Genomic DNA, 19,120 nt, shown 5'->3' with positions numbered 1-19,120 from the left:
TGGATTGAGGATTTTAAAAAAGCCTTATTGTAACAAAATTTCGATAAAAAATCCGCTTTTGGTGGTTATTTAACGCTAACTTGGTAGGTTGAACCATCCAATTTGATTGTTAACTTATCGCCGCTCATCAGCTTATCGACGCCCTTGGGTGTGCCTGTCATGATGATGTCACCTGCCTGTAGCCCGTATAGCTCATCAAGATATTCAACCAAATAATCAAAGCTATACATCATCTTATCTGTGCTATCATCTTGGCGCATCTCGCCATTGACTGACAACGACAGATGATAGGTCTTATCTTCAAATGGCATAAAGTCGCCAAGCCAGCAGGCATTCTTAAAGCCTTTGGCCTTGAGCCATGGCAGACCTTTTTTCTTGCAGATGCTTTGTACATCTCTGGCTGTCAAGTCTAGCCCAACGGTGGCCGCGACGATTTGCTTACCTTCACCGATGAGTAGGACAAGTTCAGTCTCGTGATGGACGTTATCTGAATAGTCGGGCAGGGTGATGATATCGCTAGTGACGATGCTGCTGTTCGGCTTTAGGAATACCAGCGGCTCATCAGGCACGGCATTACCAAGCTCATGAATGTGTTCGACGTAGCTGCGTCCAATGCAGTAGATGGTGTTGATGCGATAGCTGGCATCGCCCAATGTGATGGCATGCATGATGTCCCCTTGTGAATGGATGTAGGAGCATTATAAGTCCTAACTCACAAAACATCAATCGACTTGGCAGTGCCTTGCGATGATGCTCACAAGATAAGGATAATAATAAGGCGGGATGTCGTGACCCATGCCGTCGATGAGCTCAAAGCGAGCATTTGGAATGATCTTGGCTAAGAACTTACCATGACTGGGGGTAAGCAGTCCGTCTTTGCTGCCGTGTAGTACGAGGGTGTTCGCGCGAATCTGCTTACTAAAGCGCAAGATAGAGCCGGAAGCCAAGATGGCATTTAGCTGCTGGGCGACACCAAGCGGGTGAAAATTACGCTGATAGCGTTTCTCTGCGATGGCGCGAGTACCCTTAATATCTAGATGTCCTGGTGAGCCGACTGCTGTCATGAACCACACGCTATGACGCACCATGTCTCTTTCGGAGTGGCTCTCTGGGCGACGCACGAAAGTCATGAATTGCTTGGGATTTGGTGGCCTCAAGAAAGCACGATTACTACTGGTGAACATCAGCACCAGATTATCCACATATTTAGGGTAACGCGCTGCGACGATCTGTGCGATCATCCCACCCATCGATGCGCCCACCAGATTGACTTTATCTAGATTCATGGTCTTGATGAGTCTGGCGACGTCTTCTGCCATGTCAGTGAGTGTGTAGGCGACAGGCTCTTGGCGGTTGGATAGACCTGCTTGCACCTTGAGCATCATCTTTAGGGTGTTCACCTTGGGCAGGCCATCGATGCGAATTTTGCTAGACAGGCCTGTATCACGATTATCAAAGCGAATCACAAAATAGCCAGCATCAATGAATTGTTTAAGCAGCTTATCCGACCAGAACAGCATTTGAGACCCAAGCCCTGTGATAAAAATCATCGCAGGATGTGCAGGGTCACCCCCAGCTTCCACGCACAGCGACATGCCTTCACCGATGTGGATGATGGCTTGATACAGATGTTCACAGAGATCAGACGGTTGCCAGTCTATCTGTCCGAACTTTTGCCAACTCTCTGGCAAATCTGTCGGCTGCACATGGAAGGGGGTGTCCATTAGATTTCTACCATCTCAAAATCTTCTTTGGTGACGCCACATTCAGGGCAAGTCCAATCATCTGGAATGTCTTCCCAGCGGGTACCTGGCGCAAGACCTTCTTCAGGGCAGCCAAGCTCTTCATCATAAATCCAGCCGCAGACGATGCATTGATATTTTTTCATAATAAACCTTATGCCTAGACGATTTGGTACAAATCGATGTGGGTGATTGTCGTGTTAAAAACTGTGCTTAGTTTACAGATGTATCGATTTTTTGCAAGTAAATTTTGTAAAAAGATGTGATTGGCTGAGATTTGTGTTGAAATATTTAAATGAAAATGTCCCACTGTCTTTAAATTTTGCCAAAAATCCCAATGATAAAGGATTGAATAATCGTCATCACGGACCATCATGAGAATCCCAGACATCAAAAATACCACGCGAGAAGAGCGACATCTTAACCAGCTTGCCAAGCAACTCCAAGAAAGCGCCGAACTGACAGGCGTCAATGTGTCAGGCACACAGATCAGCAGTCAAGCCTTTGACCTTGTCAGCGACTACGAGCCGGCAGGCGATCAGCCCACCGCCATAGCTGGCTTGGTGGACGGTGTCAAGGCAGGTAGAACAGAGCAGCTATTGCTTGGCGTGACAGGTTCGGGTAAAACTTATACGATGGCAAAAGTCATCGCCAAGCTTGGGCGACCTGCGATAATTATGGCTCATAACAAGACCCTAGCCGCCCAGCTTTATGGCGAGTTTAAGGCGTTTTTTCCCAATAATGCGGTGGAATATTTTGTCAGCTATTATGACTATTATCAGCCAGAAGCGTACGTGCCTGCGTCCGACACTTTTATAGAAAAAGACTCTGCCATTAACGACCACATTGACCAAATGCGACTGTCCGCCACTCGCGCTTTGCTAGAACGCCGAGATGCGATTATCGTGGCTTCTGTGTCCGCCATTTATGGCTTGGGCGACCCTGAGAGCTACCTAAAAATGCTCCTTCATGTGGTGGTGGGCGATGTCGTGGATAGAACCGCCCTTATCAAACGTTTGGTTGAGCTACAATACGAACGCAACGAGCTGGATTTTGGGCGAGGGACGTATCGCATTCGTGGCGAGACTTTGGATATTTATCCTGCCGAGAGTGAGAACCTTGCCGTACGCATTGAGATGTTTGACGATGAAGTCGAAAAAATCGTCTGGTTTGACCCTTTGACTGGTAAAAACGTCCGCACCGTCCCACGCATTACCATTTATCCAAAATCGCACTACGTTACCCCACGAGAAAAATTGGAACAAGCAAGCGACACCATCAAAGTCGAGCTTGCTGAACGATTGGAATATTTTAGAGATAATGACAAGCTCATCGAAGCCCAGCGTATCAAAGAGCGTACCCAATACGATCTTGAGATGATACAACAGTTAGGCTACTGCAACGGCATTGAGAACTACTCACGTCATCTATCAGGGCGACCTGCTGGGCTTGCTCCGCCCACGCTGTTCGACTATGTGCCTGATGATGCGTTGTTGTTTATTGATGAAAGTCATGTTACCGTCCCACAAATCGGAGCAATGTATAAGGGCGACCGCTCGCGCAAAGAGACCCTCGTTAGCTATGGCTTTCGCTTGCCGTCCGCTATGGATAACCGCCCGATGAAATTTGAAGAGTGGGAGCGTATCAAGCCGTCCACCATTTATGTGTCCGCCACGCCTGCCCTATATGAGCTTGAAAAAGCCCAAAACATCGTGGAGCAAGTCGTCCGCCCCACAGGACTGATTGACCCTGTCTTAGAAATCCGCCCTGTGCTTACCCAAGTGGACGATGTGCTTGGTGAGATAAACCTGCGTAAACCCTTAAACGAGCGAGTGCTGATTACCACGCTCACCAAACGCATGGCGGAGGATTTGACCAGTTACTTAAAAGAATATGGCGTAAAAGTCGCCTACCTACACAGCGACATTGACACGGTAGAACGCATGAAAATCATTCACGAACTTAGAACAGGCGTGCATGATGTACTGGTGGGGATTAACCTTTTGCGTGAGGGCTTGGATATGCCAGAGGTGTCGCTTGTGGCGATTTTTGATGCGGATAAAGAGGGTTTTTTACGCTCGGAGCGTTCGCTCATTCAGACCATTGGGCGAGCAGCACGGCACATTAGTGGCAAGGCGATTTTGTACGCTGACAGCACTACTCCCAGTATGCAAAAGGCGATAGATGAGACCGAACGCAGACGAGCCAAACAAATCGCTTTTAATACCGAACATGGCATCACGCCAAAATCGGCAAGCCGTGCCATCACCGATAAGATTGACACAGGCGAAGAAGAAGCCATGCATGCCCTAGGCAGTGCGGTCATCGCCCAAAGTGCGATAGCTGGCGTGGACGAAGAGATTTTAAGACGACCTGAGCTTATCGTTAAAGAAATCAATCGCCTAGAAAAACAAATGCGCACACTCTCAGCCGAACTTAAATTCGAAGAAGCAGCGCGCGTTCGTGATGTTGTATTGGCACTAAAAGAGCGTTTAATTGACTAGAAAGTCTTAAAAGTCTTAAAAGTCTTAAAAATTTGTTGATTTTTTTGCCAATTGTTATAAAATGATGAGAAGGTTTAAACCGTCATTCATAAACAGTGATGATATACTTTCGCAAAAGGGCTTGCAATACGCGGGCTCTTTTATTTTTTAGCCACTTTCCATGTTGGAGAATAGCCATGAAACTAAAAAATATTGCACTTGCGCTAGTAGCTGCTACTGCAACTACCGCTGCTGTTGCCGCACCTGCAGGCACTTGGACCATCGGCGCGGGCGCTGCTTATGTTGATCCTAAGAGCAACCCAGGTCTAGAACTATCTGTTGATGAAGATGTTCGTCCAAGCGTTACTTTCGAATACTTCCCAGTTAAAAATGTTGGTATCGAACTGCTAGCAGCACACCCATTCAAGCATGACATCGAGTCTAAGGGCGAGAAAGTTGGTTCAGTTAAACTACTTCCACCAACTCTATCTCTACAATACCACTTCGACAACGGTGGTAAAGTTGTACCATTCATCGGTGCTGGTGTAAACTACACTACTTTCTTCAAAGAGCGCCTAGCTGTTTCAGATCTTGAACTAAAAGACAACTGGGGTGCAGCTGGCCACGTTGGCGTTGACTTCAAACTAACTGACCGTGACGCAGTTCGTCTAGACGCGCGCTACATTGATCTTAAAACTGACGTTAAAATTGATGGTGCAAATAAAGGCGAACTAGACCTAAGCCCATGGGTTTATGGCGTATCATTCGTTAAATCATTCTAATCTTTGATTGGAATAAAAAAGCCGACCATGTTGTCGGCTCTTTTAATGCTTGCTTTAAATTAACAGCTAAAAATCTATCTTGACGGTCGCGATTTCCATGAATATTGAAAAACATCCCTTGTTGCCATTTTTACCAAAGAATGCCAAGGTATTAATGCTTGGTAGTTTTCCGCCGCCAAAGTTGCGTTGGAAAATGGATTTTTATTATCCGAATTTTAATAATGACATGTGGCGCATCATGGGATTGGTGTTTTTTGGCGATAAAGAATGCTTTATTGATGTGTTGAATAAGTGTTTTTATCAGGATAAGATTGAGAATTTTTTGAGGGAGCAAGGCATTGCCATTTTTGATGCCGCCAAAGCGGTGGTACGCGAGCAGGACAATGCATCGGATAAGTTTTTAACCATCATCGAGCCCTCTGATGTCTCCAAACTACTTGCTCAGATGCCAAAATGCGCACATATTATCACCACGGGAGAAAAGGCGACCGAAATTCTGCTGTCAGCTCATGGTTTAAATCCGCCAAAAATTGGCGAGTCAGTGCAATTACCCATCAATGATAAAATAGTGACATTGCGCAGACTGCCGTCATCTTCGCGTGCCTATCCTTTGGCATTGGATAAAAAAGCGGGATATTATCATGCCGTATTTGATGAAATCTTTGATTTAGATGAAGATTTTTTGGATTAAAAACATATATAGACAGGTGCCAGCACCGATGAATAAAAACACTTTGCGTCGCCAAATGTGAAGTACGACTACCACGATCCCTGCGATGAATTCTGGTGCGCCATGATGTGGCGTGAGCAGATCGACGTTCTTATAGCAGTACACGACCAAAAGCCCAAATACAGCAGAGGGTAGCGCCTTGCCTAGATATTGTACGAATTTGGGGATGGGTTTGTTTTCTGGGAAGGCGATAAAGGCAAGCCAGCGACAGATCTGTACGGCGATGATGGCGATAAGGATACTGATTATTTGTTGTTCAATACTCATGAATCATCCTCAATGGTAGGCACGCAAGCGCGTACGGAAAGCGCCAAGCAAGATCAAAATCCCAGCCATCGCAGGAATCAAGAAGTTGTCCTTGCCAAAAATTACCAAAGAAACGATGCTAATACCAAGCCCGATGATTGAGCTGATGTGGCTGTCCTCTTTGAGCCATTGCTCCACAAAAATCACCAAAAATAAAGCCGTCATGGCAAATTCTGAGTCCTTCAAATCAAAAGGTAAAACATCACTCAGTAGTGCCCAAGTGCCGCACCACTCACCCAATAAATGTGTAAAAAAATCGTGATAAATACCATAAAGCACGTTTTATCGATACCATCTTCAATATTGGCTGAGTAGTTGATGGCAAAAGATTCATCGGTCATGGCTGACACAGGATAGAACTTTTTAAAGCCTGCAATACCCTTAAACTTATGCAGCATCGAAATGCCATAAAAAATTTGCCGAGCGCTAATCATGCCGATCAGCAGCAGAACAGATAAGGGGTTAAATGCTGCCAATAACACGCTTGCCATGACAAACTCAACCGAGCCTGCAAAAATAAAAAACGCCATCGCAATGGGGTAAATCGCCCCAAAGCCAAGTGAACGCATATAGACGCCATATGCCATTCCCAAAAACAAAAAGCCCGATAAAAAAGCAGGCTCTGAATAAAGGCGGATTTTATGGTGGGTTTTAGGTGTTGCATCGGCTACAAGCTAAAAGTTATGAATAACCAAAAATGGCAAACCGCTATTATAAGTTAAAACCATTCAACTGCAACCAAAGGCCCATAAAAATACAAATTAAATCCTTAGTCAAGAGCACTATTTATGCAAGTTGGCGATCATATTTGGCATGATTAACTTTCATGATTGCAGTTACCGATGTTGGTAAATTAACGTCTTTTTTATATTGATTTATGCTACAATATCATGAAATTTACATTGAATTTTGGAGTATGTTCATGACCGATGCGACCAATAAAAAAATCCCGCATGTATTGATGATTCTAGATGGCGTGGGACATCGCACCGACCCACGAGATAATGCAGTTCTGGCGGCGAATACGCCCAACTTGGATAAGCTAACCGCGACTTGCCCTAACGGTCTGATCTCTGGCTCTGGCATGGATGTGGGTCTGCCCGATGGTCAGTTTGGTAACTCTGAAGTGGGTCACATGAACTTAGGTGCAGGGCGTATCTTGTTCCAAGATTCAACTCGTATCATGAATGATATTAATACAGGTGATTTTTTTAAGAATGAAGCTTTAGTCGGTGCTGTCAAAGCTGCCAATGAGGCAGAAGGTGCGGTTCATATTCTGGGTCTGTTGTCAGATGGTGGCGTCCATGCGCACATCGATCACATGAAGGCGGCTGTACGCATGGCATTAGAGCAGGGTGCACTACAAGTATTTGTGCATGGATTCATGGATGGACGTGACACGCCACCGAAGTCAGCCGAGGCTTATGTGGCAGATTTTGAAGCGTTCTTGGCGGACATCAGCGGCCAATACGATGGCGAGGCGAAGATTGCCAGCATGATCGGTCGATTCTTCGCGATGGATCGTGATAAGCGCTGGGATCGTGTTCAAGCCGCTTACGAACTTCTGACCCAAGCCAATGCTGTACGTGAAGCGGGCACAGCCATCGATGCGGTAAAACAAGCTTATGTAGTGGACGAGACTGACGAATTCATTCAGGCGACCATCATCGATGATAACGGCATTATCTGTGATAATGATGCGGTGATTTTCATGAATTTCCGTGCAGACCGTGCTCGTGAAATCAGCCAGGCCTTCGTTAATAATGACTTTGATGGTTTTGAGCGTAAAGTGGCGCCAGAGCTGTCCGCCTATGTCATGCTGACCAAATATTCAGATGAATTAGAAAACAACTCAAAAACCACCATCGCCTATTATCCAACCAGTCTGGCTAATACTTTGGGCGAATACCTACAAAATAATGGTAAAACTCAGCTTCGCATCGCTGAAACTGAAAAATACGCTCACGTAACGTTCTTCTTTAGTGGCGGACGTGAAGAGCTATATGACGGTGAAAAGCGCATCTTGGTGAACAGCCCTGAAGTGAAGACCTATGATCTAAAGCCTCAAATGAGTGCTTATGAGGTTACTGATAAATTAAAAGCAGCCATTGAGTCAGGTGAATTTGACGTACTCATCATTAACTACGCCAATGGCGACATGGTGGGGCATACAGGCGTATTCGAGGCAGCTGTGAAAGCTGTTGAGGCGGTCGATGAGTGTATTGGTGTGATCGCTGATAGTGTACAAAAGATGGGTGGGCATTTGCTGGTTACCGCCGATCATGGCAACTGCGAGCAGATGCAAGACTATGAAAGTGGGCAAGTGCACACACAGCATACGACCGAGCTTGTTCCGTTCATTTATGTGGGCGATAAGAAAGTTAGTGTACGTGAAGATGGTAAACTGTGCGACGTGTCACCGACGATCCTGCATTTGATGGGCATGCCAAAGCCTAGTGAAATGACAGGCGAGAGCCTATTAATCGAAGGCTGAGCATTCGCGAGGATCTCATGAAAAAGCTGCCAATATTAACGTTGCTCTTTATGATGATGGCTGTGCCGTTGTCATCGGTTGCGCAGGATGAGTTTTCTGATTCTGCGCCTGTGCCATCTGAGCCTAATTCACAGGCTGATGAAGATCAGGGGGGTGATGTCTCTGAGATTGATTTGGGTGTGCTAGACAGTCAGCCAAATGTTCTGCATGGTATCGACGGGCTACATCAGGGGCGTGTACCATTAAATGCCATCTCACCAAATACATTAAAGACTTTCGTGTCGGTGGTGGATTTAGTGCGCCGTGAATATCCTGACTATAAGAATGATGATGAGCTTTTTTATCATGCCATCAACGGCATGCTGACCAAGGTGGATAGTCATGCTGAGTTTCTGGATGCTAAAGCGTTTAATAATCTTCAGTCATTCACCACGGGTAATGTTGGCGATGTTGGTATCACAGCGGTATGGCAGGAGGATGCAGGGCGCTGGGTGGTTACTAAGGTTGAGGCTGAATCTAGCGCGACCAAAGCAGGCATTGCTATTGGTGATTATCTGTATCAGATCGGTGATGTCCGTCTGACAGGCAGCCAAACCCAAAACGATGTTGCGCAGCTTTTAAGTGGCATTCTTAATACTAAAGTGGACGTCACATTCTCCAAAGCAGGTCGGTCAAAACTAACCAAAACCCTTGAGCGTACCCACAGCACGCAGTCAAACATTGAGATTCTGGTGCGTGACGGCATCGTGATCGTTAAGCTGCCTGTATTTCAAACCAACACACGCGAGCAGATCTTAAATGGTGTCTCATCAGCAGGGATACCCGTACAAGGGATGATCATCGATGTGCGTAATAATCCGGGCGGTGTGCTGGATTCGGCGGTAGATGTGGCTTCGCTTTTTATGCGTAATGAGATCGTCACTCAGGTCGAAGGGCGTCATGGCATTGAGCGTGTCATGCATACATCAGGTTCCCCGCTACTTGATGAGATTCCGCTACTCATCCTGCAAAATCGATATTCTGCCTCTGCCGCCGAAGTATTGGCTAGTGGATTACAGACTCAAGGTCGTGCACTGATATTGGGTGAAGCCAGTTATGGCAAAGGTTCGGTGCAGTCTATTATTCCAATTGGCGATAATCAGGCGGTAAAACTAACCACAGCACATTACATAACCGCCACGGGTGAGAAGATTGATAAAATCGGTGTTAAGCCCGATGTTACATTCCCTCAGGTCGATCATCAAGATGAGTTGATTGATGAGTGGCTGGAGCGCGCTTTGACCATCATGCAAGAGGGTAAGCTTACCACAGGGGTTGAGTTTGCGCCTGTTGGTGGATTTTAAGGGTTTAATAGAAAACGCGCCGATCATTGGCGCGTTTTTTTGGATTTAAATAAATCGAATAACTTCATCAAAATCAAGACGAGCCTTTGGCAGAGCCTTATTAAAATCATCATCACTGGCATAACCTAAGGTAACGACCACAGAAGCGTTTAGATTTTGGCTATTTAAATTCAAAGCATCATTTAAAAGGTTTTGATCAAATCCGCCAATCGGCGTCGCTTGAACGCCTGCCAATTCAGCAACGAGCAGCAGATGTCCAAGCGCGATGAAGATCTGCTGTTCAGCCCATTGTGATAGCTTGGCAGGTGTTTTGGCGTATTCGCTAAGGTAGTTCTGGCATAAGTTTTGGCGTGCGGTTTTGCTGTCTGGCGTTCTAAATCTGCCTGCACGTGATTCTGCATCTAACACCTTGTCTAGATGATCATCATTAAGCTGTGTGCGAGTACATAGGATGATGGTGTGCGAGGCGTTCAATACTTTTGGTGCATTATGTGCATCTGAGCCAGTCATGCTGCTTGCGGTGATGGCTTTGGTATCATCATTGGCGGCCACTAAGAATTGCCAAGGCTGAATATTGATGGAAGATGGCGCAAGGCGTAACGCTTGTAGGATGTGATCCAAAGTGGCATCGTCGATTTGCTTGGTCGGATCGTAAGCTTTACAAGTGTAGCGTGATTGTGTGATGGAGAGGTTGCTCATGAGTGTTGCCTTATTGTGTTATTTGAATGAATGCGGTGTGGCGGAAATCTTGCCATCATGAAATTCAACTTGCAGGTCTTGATTGGTGTCTATCTTGGTAGAAGATGACACAATGCGACCTTCTTGATGAATGAGTGCGTAGCCTTTATTTAGAGTTCTGGCGGGGTGCTGAATCATGATTAGGCTTTGTAGGTGGCGACAATGGTTTTTTAGGTGGTTTAGTTTATCCTCGATATTGCGATGGCTGTCAAGCAGGGCGCTGGTATGAGTCTTAGCGTGATTGATCTGCTTGGTAGCATTTACTTGTACGGCTTGATAAAGTGTATTGGTTCGGGTTTTTTGTTTGTCCAGGCGATGATTGGTGATGAGTTTGGTGCGATTCATCTCATGATGGCTGTCTTTTTTGGCAAGGAATACCAGCTTCGTGGCGGATGATTGGATGCTTTGCATTGAATTGGCGCTATTATTTTTGGCGTGCATGAGCTGTCTTTGGCTTAATGTTTGGATCTTCTGCATGGCGATTTTGGCATCTTGGGTGATGCTCATGAGCTGACGTTCAATCGCACCAATGACCTTGGATGGTGTGTCAAATCGCGTATGCGCCACTTCATCAATAAGCACTTTATCACGCTCATGACCGATGCCCACCCAGACGGGTACAGGTTGTTCAGCGATGAGTGCTGCCAGCTCATAATCATTTAGATATGCCAAATCACCCACTGCGCCACCACCGCGGATGACCACAAGCAGGTCTGGCAGATGCTGATGAGTGTCGATAAACTGACGCATGCCGTGCGTGATGGCAATGCGAATCTCGTTGGGTGCACGATTGCCCTGAAAAGTCGCATGATGATAATGAAACTGACAAGCGCCCGCTGCCGCCAATCTATCCGCCTCTGCGCGAAAGTCCCCCAAGCCTGCGGCATTCTCTGGCGCGATAACGACCACATGGCGAATGTCGAAGGGGGCGGACAAGGCTTTGTTTAATTGGGTTAGACCTTCATCGTGTAGGTGTTTTAGCATGGCGTTATAAGCTGCTGCCAATTCGCCCAAGGTATAATTTGGATCAATGTCGCTGATGTTGATGCTAAAGCCGTACTGTGCATGGAAGCTGGCTGATGCCTTAATCAGGACGCTTGCGCCTGCTTCCAGAGCGTGCCCCGTGCTTTGGTGGAATTTGGACAGTACGCTTGATGCCCGATAACGCCACAGAGTCGCTCGACAGCTGGCGATGATTTGCCTATCGTCATTCTCTTCTGCCAATTCAAAATAATGATGCCCGCCTTTGGATGACATCGAGCGTATCTCGGCGCGAATCCATACCTCGTGATCAAAAGTATCACTGATCACCATCTTAACGGCTTCTAGATAATCACTCAGCGCCAGATGAACTCCTTGTAGCTGTGCTTGAGTGTCGTTTTGAGTCTGTAAATCGCTGAGCTCAGCAGCAATTTTGGCGTGTAATTTATCAACGTCTTGAGTGGGTTCGTATAGATTTTCCACCAAGTCTGCAATACGTTTGGCTTGTTGATTCATGATTATTAGAATAATTAAAATCATCACTATATCACAGTCTATCCACGAATAAAACTGACATCATGGGATTTTGGGTGCGATTATTTATTAGTACAAATGCATAAAAAAGCCATATTTATCATATTTATTAATATTAAAACAATAATTTCCCATTTGCTTTTCAATGGGCGTTAATGTAATTTATAAAGCGTACGACCGTACTTTTGTTGTGGTGTAGCGTTTTAGTTTTTAAAATTATCATTCAAACAATCATGGAAAATATATGAACAACCTAACGATTGACCAATCACGCATTGATGCCATTGCTCGAATAGCCACCGCTAAGAGTAGTGAGAGTGAGGCATTGCTGACGAAGTTTATCCACATTTATTATCAATATCTGCATCACGATGTCGCTAAGAGCATTAGCGATGCTGATCTTGCGGGCATGGCGTTGCATCATTTTAGCCTATTAAAAAATCATAACGGTCAAAGCCCAAGACTGGCAGTCATCAATCCTGTGAGTGATGAGCATTATTTTTCAAATAAAAAAAGCGTGATTCAGATGGCGGCGTTTGACCGTCCATTCTTGACTGATACCATGCTCATGAGCCTTGAGAAAAAAGGCGTGGCGGTGCATCGTATTTATACCAATATCGTCAAAGTGGTTCGCGATACTTCAGGCGATATCGTCGATGTGATCGGCGCTGATGAGAGTGATGCCAATATTTCACAGCAATATTCGTTATTCCACTGCCAAATCGCTCGTCAAGATGCGGCAAAGCTTGCCGAGATTCATGATGCGCTGCTTGCCAAGATCAATACATTGGATGTCATCGTCGCTGACTGGTCGCAGATGCGCGATAAACTAAACAGCATCCGCCAAGAGATGGCGGGCGTACCTGTACCTACCGAATACAATTCAAAAGAAGAGGTACTAGACTTCTTGGAGTGGGTGGGTGATGAGAACTTTATCTTTATGGGTTTTCGCGAATACCGCTTCGATGGACTTGGCGAGGATGCTGAGTTGTACTCAGTCGGCGGCAGTGGATTGGGCGTGCTAAGAGGCTTATCAGAAGATTCGCTGTCTAAGAGCTTTCATCGCTTGCCACGCGAATTAAAGGGAATGCTAAGTCTGCCACGTGCGATTTTATTATCAAAATCACGCCATGAATCACCTGTACATCGTCCTGTGTATATGGATTTTTTGGGTATTCATAAATACGATGAGCAGGGTAAGCTGGTCGGTGAATATCGATTTGTTGGTCTTTTGACATCGCGCGCGTATCAGATGCGAGTGAGTAATATTCCACTACTTCGTGAGAAAGCCAATCAAATCCTTGAGCTGTCAGGCTTTGCTAAGAACAGCCATAACTACCTTAAGCTGGCTCATATCATCAATACACTACCGCGCGATGATTTATTCCAAGCGGGTATCGATGAGCTGTACCCGATGGTGAGTGCGATCAGTCAGCTTCAGGATAAGAATCGCCTACGCCTGTTCACGCGAATTGACCATTATCAACGCTTCGTGTCGTGCTTGGTATATATCCCGCGTCATAAGTTCGACACCGAGCTTCGTATTAAGATTCAAGACTTACTGACCCAAGCCTTTGGCGGTGAATCATCCAACTTCACAACAGAATTTAACGAGCTACATCACGCGCGCGTACACATTCATGTGCGTACCATTCCTGGTAAGGTAAAGCCTGTCGATACCGCGCTGCTAGAGGACAAGCTTGGTGCACTCATGCAAGACTGGTCTGACGAGTATGCGCGCGCATTAAGTGAGGAGCTGGGCGAGAGTGAGGCGAATCGCATCATCAGTAATTATGGCGACTCTGTGCCTGCTGCCTATAAGGAGCGCTATGATGCCAATACGGCTGTGGCAGACACCAAACGCCTGCTGGCCATCAATAGCCAAGAACCGATGGCTTGGCGACTGTATCAGCCCGTTGGCGAAAGTGCGGACAAGCTAACTTTGAAACTTTATGGTCAAGGCGAACCATCTATCCTGTCGCATGTTTTGCCTATCTTGGAGAATTTTGGCGTGCTGGTCTTGAACGCAGATTCGTTCAAATTTGATAACACGCATGGCGCTTGGATTCAAGAATATCAGCTAAAACTGCGCGATGGCATTACTGTGGACCTAAATGCGGTGCGCACCCAGTTTGAGGATAGTTTGCGCGAGATTTGGCAGGGTAAGATTGAATCAGATAAGCTGAACGAGTTAATCCTAACCACCAATCTAGATGCCTATGACGTGGTGCTGTTACGCGCATTATCGCGCTACATCGTGCAGGCACGAGCTCCGTTTTCTAATGAATATATCAATGCTACCTTGGTGAATAACCCACAACTTGCAAGCCTAATTGTGACGCTGTTCCACGCCAAGATGTCACCCGATGTGGATAATCGTGACAGCGCAGTTCAAAGCGCCAAAGATGCCATCGATGCTCAGCTGGCCAATGTAAGCAGTCTTGATGAGGATCGCATCATTCGCTGGTTCTTAGATTTGATTCAGGCGTTGCTACGCACCAGTCATTATCAAGTAGATGAGGAGGGTAATCGCAAAGACCGAGTTTCCTTTAAATTTGCCGCAAGTCAAATTCCACACCTACCTAAGCCCAAGCCGATGTTTGAGATTTATGTATATTCTCCGCGCATCGAGGGCGTACATCTACGCGGCGGTAAAGTGGCGCGTGGCGGTCTAAGATGGTCTGATCGTATGGAAGACTATCGTACCGAAGTGTTAGGATTGGTAAAAGCGCAAATGGTCAAAAATGCCGTCATCGTACCTGTCGGGTCAAAAGGCGGCTTTGTGTGTAAAGATCGCAGCAAGGCGGTCAATCGCGAGACGTGGCAAGCTGAAGGTGTGGCGTGCTATAAGACGTTCATCCGCGGACTACTCGATCTGACAGATAATTTGGTCGATGGCAAGGTCGTACCGCCAAGCAATACCGTGCGCCATGACGAGGATGACCCTTATCTGGTGGTCGCAGCTGATAAAGGCACGGCGACGTTTTCTGACATCGCCAACGGGCTGTCGGCCGAATATGGCTTTTGGCTACAAGATGCCTTCGCTTCTGGTGGTTCGGCAGGTTATGACCATAAAGGCATGGGCATCACTGCTCGTGGCGCATGGGAGAGCGTAAAGCGTCATTTCCGCCTGATGGGTAAAGACATTCAGACTCGCGATGAGTTCACCGCGGTGGGTATTGGTGATATGTCAGGCGACGTATTTGGCAATGGCATGCTGCTGTCGAAAAACACGCGCCTACTGGCCGCCTTTAACCATCTGCACATCTTTATCGATCCTAATCCAGACGCCAAGGTTTCATTTACCGAGCGTGAGCGCCTATTCAACATGCCGCGCTCTATGTGGGCAGATTATGATACTAAGCTCATCAGTGAAGGTGGTGGCGTGTTTAACCGCACAGATAAATCCATCAGCATCACGCCACAGATGAAGGCTGCTTTTGATATCGCAGAAGATAGCCTAACCCCGAATGAGCTACTTAATAAGCTATTAAAGGCGCCTTTAGATCTGATTTGGAACGGTGGTATTGGCACCTACATTAAGTCATCTGACGAAGAGCACAGCGATGTGGGTGATCGTGCCAATGACGCGATTCGTGTCAATGGTAATGAGGTGCGCGCCAAGGTTGTCGGCGAAGGCGGTAACTTAGGCTGCACCCAAAAGGGTCGCATCGAATACGCTCAAAATGGTGGTCGCATCTATACCGATGCCATCGATAACTCAGCGGGTGTGAACTGCTCTGACCATGAAGTGAATATCAAGATTCTGCTGGGCGCGGTCGTTGAACAAGATGAGATGACCATCAAACAGCGTAATACTCTGCTTGAGAGCATGACCGATGAAGTGGCTCAATTGGTGCTTCGCCAGAACTACCTACAGCCACAAGCGATCGAGTTATCCGCTCGTGAAGCCACGACCCGACTGCCAGAACACCATCAATTCATGCAGTTCCTTGAGAATGCAGGTCGACTAGATCGCGCCATCGAATACCTGCCAAGTGATGAAGTTATCAAAGAGCGCCAAGCTTTAACTCAAGGGCTGACTAATCCAGAGTTTGCCATTCTGTTGGCCTATGGCAAGATGTGGGTATATGATGAGATGCTTGATAGCGACTTAGCGAATGATCCTTATTTCTTAAATGAACTCAAAAAATACTTCCCAGATGCACTGGATGGGCCGTATTTTGATGAGATGGTAAAACATCGCCTGCATCGAGAAATCATCAGCACCTACCTAACCAACGGCTTGGTAAATAGACTTGGCATTGAGACGGTGTTCGATATTTATCGTAAGACTGATCGTTGTATCGCAGATATTACACGCGCTTATGCGGTGGTTCGCGATGTCTTTGGGGTGCAGATGCTTTGGAATGAGATCGAAGCTCTGGATAATCAAATCTCAGCCGAGCTACAGCTTGATATCGAGATCCAGATTCGTCGCAGCCTTCAATTTGTCATTATCTCACTACTTAATGCTAATGACGACCTTGATGTGGCGACATTAGTGGGTCAGCATCTAGGTGTGGCTGATGGCGTGGATGAATCTTATCAATCTAAGCTTGAAGGTCAAGGTGTGCCGGCGGCGTCTGCTGCACTATTTGCCAGACTACCTGCGCAGATAGCAGCCATTAAGTAGTCAGCCTAACTCTGTAATAAATAAAAATCAGGATGTGCAGACATCCTGATTTTTTAATTAATAAAATTTAAATTGTTTATGGTTTGGACGCTTCCAATCCTGCTATGATTTGGGCTTTATACTCATGCAATAATGGCAAAAGTACACCCACCACCCAAGCTCGGCGATAACCTTTTAAGCCATCAGGTAGCTGATCAATGGGGTGATCATAAGCGGTCATTAACAGCAGTTCATGAATCCAACGACCGCGAAGCAGTAGGTTTTCAGGTACATTGATGGCATGACTGTGATCATGGGCTGCTTTATCTAGGGCTTTTTTGAAAGTTTTTTCTTTGCTCTTATAAACAGGTAGTGGCAATGGCGGTAAGCTGTCAACTGACTGTGCTTTTACCATGCGTATGATGCGTATGATTTCATCGCCGTATTTGCGTAGTGAGCCACGATTGATGGTGGTTCTGGCTAATAATTTGATGCTGTCAGGCAGCGTCTCTATGATCTCACGCATGGCCTGCTTATTAATGATAAAAGTGCGCGGCTCATTTGTGGCTCGTGCTAGGGCTTCTCGCCACATCACGAGTTGTTTTAGCGCGCCGATTTGTAGGCGATTGTATTCGGGTGCAGTAAAATCAAGGTATAGCACCTCATCGCTGATATTGGTGGTATGATGCAGCTCTTTGGCGTATAGATTGCTGTCTTCTATGACATAGTCGAGCACTTGATTTTGTGCTAATTTATTTTGCACCGCTTGATAAAGTGCCAACAAATAACGCACGTCATTCGCCGCATACATCTCTTGGGTGGGACTTAATGGGCGTACCAGCCAATCCGATTGGCTTTCGCCTTTATCCAATTCAATGCCTAGGATCTCAGAAACTGCCTGGCTGTAGCCTGCTTGAAGCTTGCCTGTCAGGTACGCCACGCCGATTTGTACATCAAAAATATTCGTCAAAGGGGCATTCTTGGCAAGTAAATAAAAAATCCCCAAGTCCTCACCACAGGCATACCACACCATCGTCGGCACTTCGATCAAAGCCTGCCAAAATTCTGTCAAATCTAGGCGCGGCGCATCCACTAAGTAAATGGCTCGTCCAGTATTGACCTGAGCGAGGGCTAAGATTGGGTAGTAGGTGGTGCGCTTGATGAATTCGGTATCAAGTGCGACGACATCAACAGAATCAATCTCATCGATAAGCTCATACAGCTCATCTTCGGTGCGCACCCATAAGGTAGGCAGGTCATCTAAGGCATCAAAATCAACGTCATTGGCGCGAAAGAAGCCAAAACGTTCATCATCAGTAAGGGTGGTTGTCATAAGTGTATCAAATAAAAGCGCGATTTTGGAGGGCTTGGTGGAGAGTTAGGCTATCGACATATTCCAATTCGCCGCCCATAGGAATGCCTTGGGCAAGACGGGTGATTTTTTTGACATGAGGGCGCGCTGCATCTGTAATAAAAAATGCTGTGGTCTGACCTTCAACGGTCGCGCCTGTAGCCAGTATCAGCTCTTCGACGATTTCGCTCTTGAGGCGAAAAATCAGTTCGTCAATGTGCAGATCATCCGCGCCGATGCCATCAATGGGTGATAAATGCCCACCTAGCACAAAATACTTACCGCGATAGGCACCGCTTTGTTCAATCGCCATCACGTCTGAAGCGCTCTCAACCACGCACAGAAGGGTGTCATCTCGACGTGGATCGGCACAGATGGGGCAAATTTCATCATCGCTAAAAGAATGGCAGTGTCGGCATTCTATGATGTCACGCATGGCAATATCAAGCGCTGCAGCGAGATTGATGCCTTGTAGACGTTTTTTGGAAAGTAGCTGCAAAGCCATGCGCTGTGCTGATTTTTGACCGACGCCAGGTAGTACTTGCAGCTCTTTTACCAATTGATCAAATTTTGGGGTGAGCATATTAGCCGAACAGACCTTGCATGCCTTTTGGTAGACCCATACCCGTGGTCGCGCCCGCCATGACTTCCTCAGACAGCTCATCAGCTTGACGAACGGCATCATTGATTGCCGCTGCAACCAAATCTTCAATCATGTCAGGCTCATCATCCATTAGGCTAGGGTCGATGCTGATGCGTTTTACCACATGGCGACCTGTCATGGTGACTTTAACCAGACCATTGCCTGACTCACTATGCACTTCTTTGGTGGCAAGGCTTGCTTTGGCAGCTTCGACATTTTTTTCAACTTGCTTTTGCATGGCTTGAGCTTGTTGCATTAGGGCTTGAATGTTCATGATTATTCCTAATTTTTAATGATTAAAAGGACAAAAATTTGACTAATTATAGCATATTTTGACAAAAAAAATCCAAGCAGAACCATGGTCTTACTTGGATTTTA

At 46.4% G+C, this 19,120-nt stretch carries 17 protein-coding genes; 6 read left to right on the top strand and 11 right to left on the bottom strand.

Annotation, left to right across the window (positions count from 1 at the left end):
* Positions 1-65 precede the first annotated feature (65 nt).
* From AAX10_RS05095 to AAX10_RS05085, 3 genes are read right to left on the bottom strand one after another with little or no spacing between them, the layout of a single operon-like run.
* Positions 66-668, bottom strand: coding sequence for a fumarylacetoacetate hydrolase family protein (locus AAX10_RS05095; RefSeq protein WP_046700032.1), 603 nt, complete (start codon positions 666-668; stop codon positions 66-68).
* 54 nt (positions 669-722) lie between these two features.
* Entirely contained in the window at positions 723-1,724 is a 1,002-nt protein-coding gene (locus AAX10_RS05090) for an alpha/beta fold hydrolase (RefSeq protein WP_046700031.1), read from the bottom strand.
* A complete protein-coding gene (locus AAX10_RS05085) occupies positions 1,724-1,888 on the bottom strand; it encodes a rubredoxin (protein WP_036362848.1) in 165 nt (54 codons plus the stop codon). Before AAX10_RS05085 ends, AAX10_RS05090 begins: the two co-directional genes overlap by 1 nt.
* 228 nt (positions 1,889-2,116) lie before the next feature.
* Here AAX10_RS05085 and uvrB point away from each other — a divergent pair, with 228 nt between their 5' ends.
* The 3 genes from uvrB to AAX10_RS05070 all read left to right on the top strand — a co-directional run bounded on the left by uvrB (position 2,117) and on the right by AAX10_RS05070 (position 5,698).
* Entirely contained in the window at positions 2,117-4,246 is a 2,130-nt protein-coding gene (gene uvrB, locus AAX10_RS05080) for an excinuclease ABC subunit UvrB (protein ID WP_046700030.1), read from the top strand.
* Between the two features lie 176 nt (positions 4,247-4,422).
* Entirely contained in the window at positions 4,423-5,007 is a 585-nt protein-coding gene (locus tag AAX10_RS05075; protein ID WP_046700029.1) for an OmpW/AlkL family protein, read from the top strand.
* Between the two features lie 97 nt (positions 5,008-5,104).
* Positions 5,105-5,698, top strand: coding sequence for a uracil-DNA glycosylase family protein (locus AAX10_RS05070; protein WP_046700028.1), 594 nt, complete (start codon positions 5,105-5,107; stop codon positions 5,696-5,698).
* Here AAX10_RS05070 and AAX10_RS05065 read toward each other — a convergent pair.
* Genes AAX10_RS05065 through AAX10_RS10295 form a run of 3 tightly spaced genes read right to left on the bottom strand, consistent with a single transcriptional unit; the run spans position 5,675 to position 6,642 of the window.
* The gene (locus tag AAX10_RS05065) at positions 5,675-6,004 is read right to left on the bottom strand and encodes a branched-chain amino acid transporter permease (RefSeq protein ID WP_046700027.1); all 330 of its coding nucleotides are present in this window, start codon (positions 6,002-6,004) and stop codon (positions 5,675-5,677) included. The genes AAX10_RS05070 and AAX10_RS05065 overlap by 24 nt on opposite strands.
* Positions 6,005-6,013: 9 nt before the next feature.
* Positions 6,014-6,208, bottom strand: a complete 195-nt coding sequence (locus tag AAX10_RS10300; RefSeq protein WP_205625727.1) for a hypothetical protein — start codon at positions 6,206-6,208, stop codon at positions 6,014-6,016.
* A 41-nt stretch (positions 6,209-6,249) separates the two neighbouring features.
* Positions 6,250-6,642: an AzlC family ABC transporter permease gene (locus AAX10_RS10295; protein ID WP_226997742.1), complete on the bottom strand. Its 393-nt coding sequence runs from the start codon at positions 6,640-6,642 to the stop codon at positions 6,250-6,252.
* 323 nt (positions 6,643-6,965) lie between these two features.
* Between AAX10_RS10295 and gpmI the strand changes: the two genes are divergently transcribed.
* Together gpmI and AAX10_RS05050 are read left to right on the top strand one after the other, a co-directional pair.
* On the top strand, positions 6,966-8,537 hold the full coding sequence (gpmI, locus tag AAX10_RS05055) for a 2,3-bisphosphoglycerate-independent phosphoglycerate mutase (protein WP_149038858.1): 1,572 nt from the start codon (positions 6,966-6,968) through the stop codon (positions 8,535-8,537).
* A 17-nt stretch (positions 8,538-8,554) separates the two neighbouring features.
* Positions 8,555-9,880 (top strand): S41 family peptidase, encoded by a 1,326-nt coding sequence (locus tag AAX10_RS05050; RefSeq protein ID WP_226997741.1) that lies wholly within the window; start codon positions 8,555-8,557, stop codon positions 9,878-9,880.
* A gap of 45 nt (positions 9,881-9,925) precedes the next feature.
* On the opposite strand, the gene nfsB is transcribed toward AAX10_RS05050, so the two are convergent.
* Both nfsB and xseA read right to left on the bottom strand, forming a co-directional pair.
* Positions 9,926-10,579, bottom strand: coding sequence for an oxygen-insensitive NAD(P)H nitroreductase (gene nfsB, locus AAX10_RS05045; RefSeq protein WP_036362835.1), 654 nt, complete (start codon positions 10,577-10,579; stop codon positions 9,926-9,928).
* An 18-nt stretch (positions 10,580-10,597) separates the two neighbouring features.
* Positions 10,598-12,115: an exodeoxyribonuclease VII large subunit gene (gene xseA, locus AAX10_RS05040; RefSeq protein WP_080947056.1), complete on the bottom strand. Its 1,518-nt coding sequence runs from the start codon at positions 12,113-12,115 to the stop codon at positions 10,598-10,600.
* Between the two features lie 262 nt (positions 12,116-12,377).
* On the opposite strand from xseA, the gene AAX10_RS05035 reads away from it, so the two are divergent.
* The gene (locus tag AAX10_RS05035; RefSeq protein ID WP_080947055.1) at positions 12,378-16,769 is read left to right on the top strand and encodes an NAD-glutamate dehydrogenase; all 4,392 of its coding nucleotides are present in this window, start codon (positions 12,378-12,380) and stop codon (positions 16,767-16,769) included.
* Between the two features lie 76 nt (positions 16,770-16,845).
* Here the strand turns inward: AAX10_RS05035 and AAX10_RS05030 are convergent, their stop codons facing one another.
* From AAX10_RS05030 to AAX10_RS05020, 3 genes are read right to left on the bottom strand one after another with little or no spacing between them, the layout of a single operon-like run.
* A complete protein-coding gene (locus AAX10_RS05030) occupies positions 16,846-18,081 on the bottom strand; it encodes a ribonuclease D (protein ID WP_080947054.1) in 1,236 nt (411 codons plus the stop codon).
* 7 nt (positions 18,082-18,088) lie between these two features.
* Complete coding sequence (gene recR / locus AAX10_RS05025; RefSeq protein ID WP_046700025.1) at positions 18,089-18,682, bottom strand: recombination mediator RecR; 594 nt, start codon at positions 18,680-18,682, stop codon at positions 18,089-18,091.
* 1 nt (position 18,683) lies between these two features.
* The gene (locus AAX10_RS05020; protein ID WP_036362828.1) at positions 18,684-19,016 is read right to left on the bottom strand and encodes a YbaB/EbfC family nucleoid-associated protein; all 333 of its coding nucleotides are present in this window, start codon (positions 19,014-19,016) and stop codon (positions 18,684-18,686) included.
* Between the last annotated feature and the right edge of the window lie 104 nt (positions 19,017-19,120).

It is taken from the genome of Moraxella bovoculi (assembly GCF_000988745.2).
Taxonomy (GTDB): domain Bacteria; phylum Pseudomonadota; class Gammaproteobacteria; order Pseudomonadales; family Moraxellaceae; genus Moraxella; species Moraxella bovoculi.
Note: the sequence above shows the minus strand (reverse complement) of the source record. Positions and strands in the feature narration are given on the sequence as shown.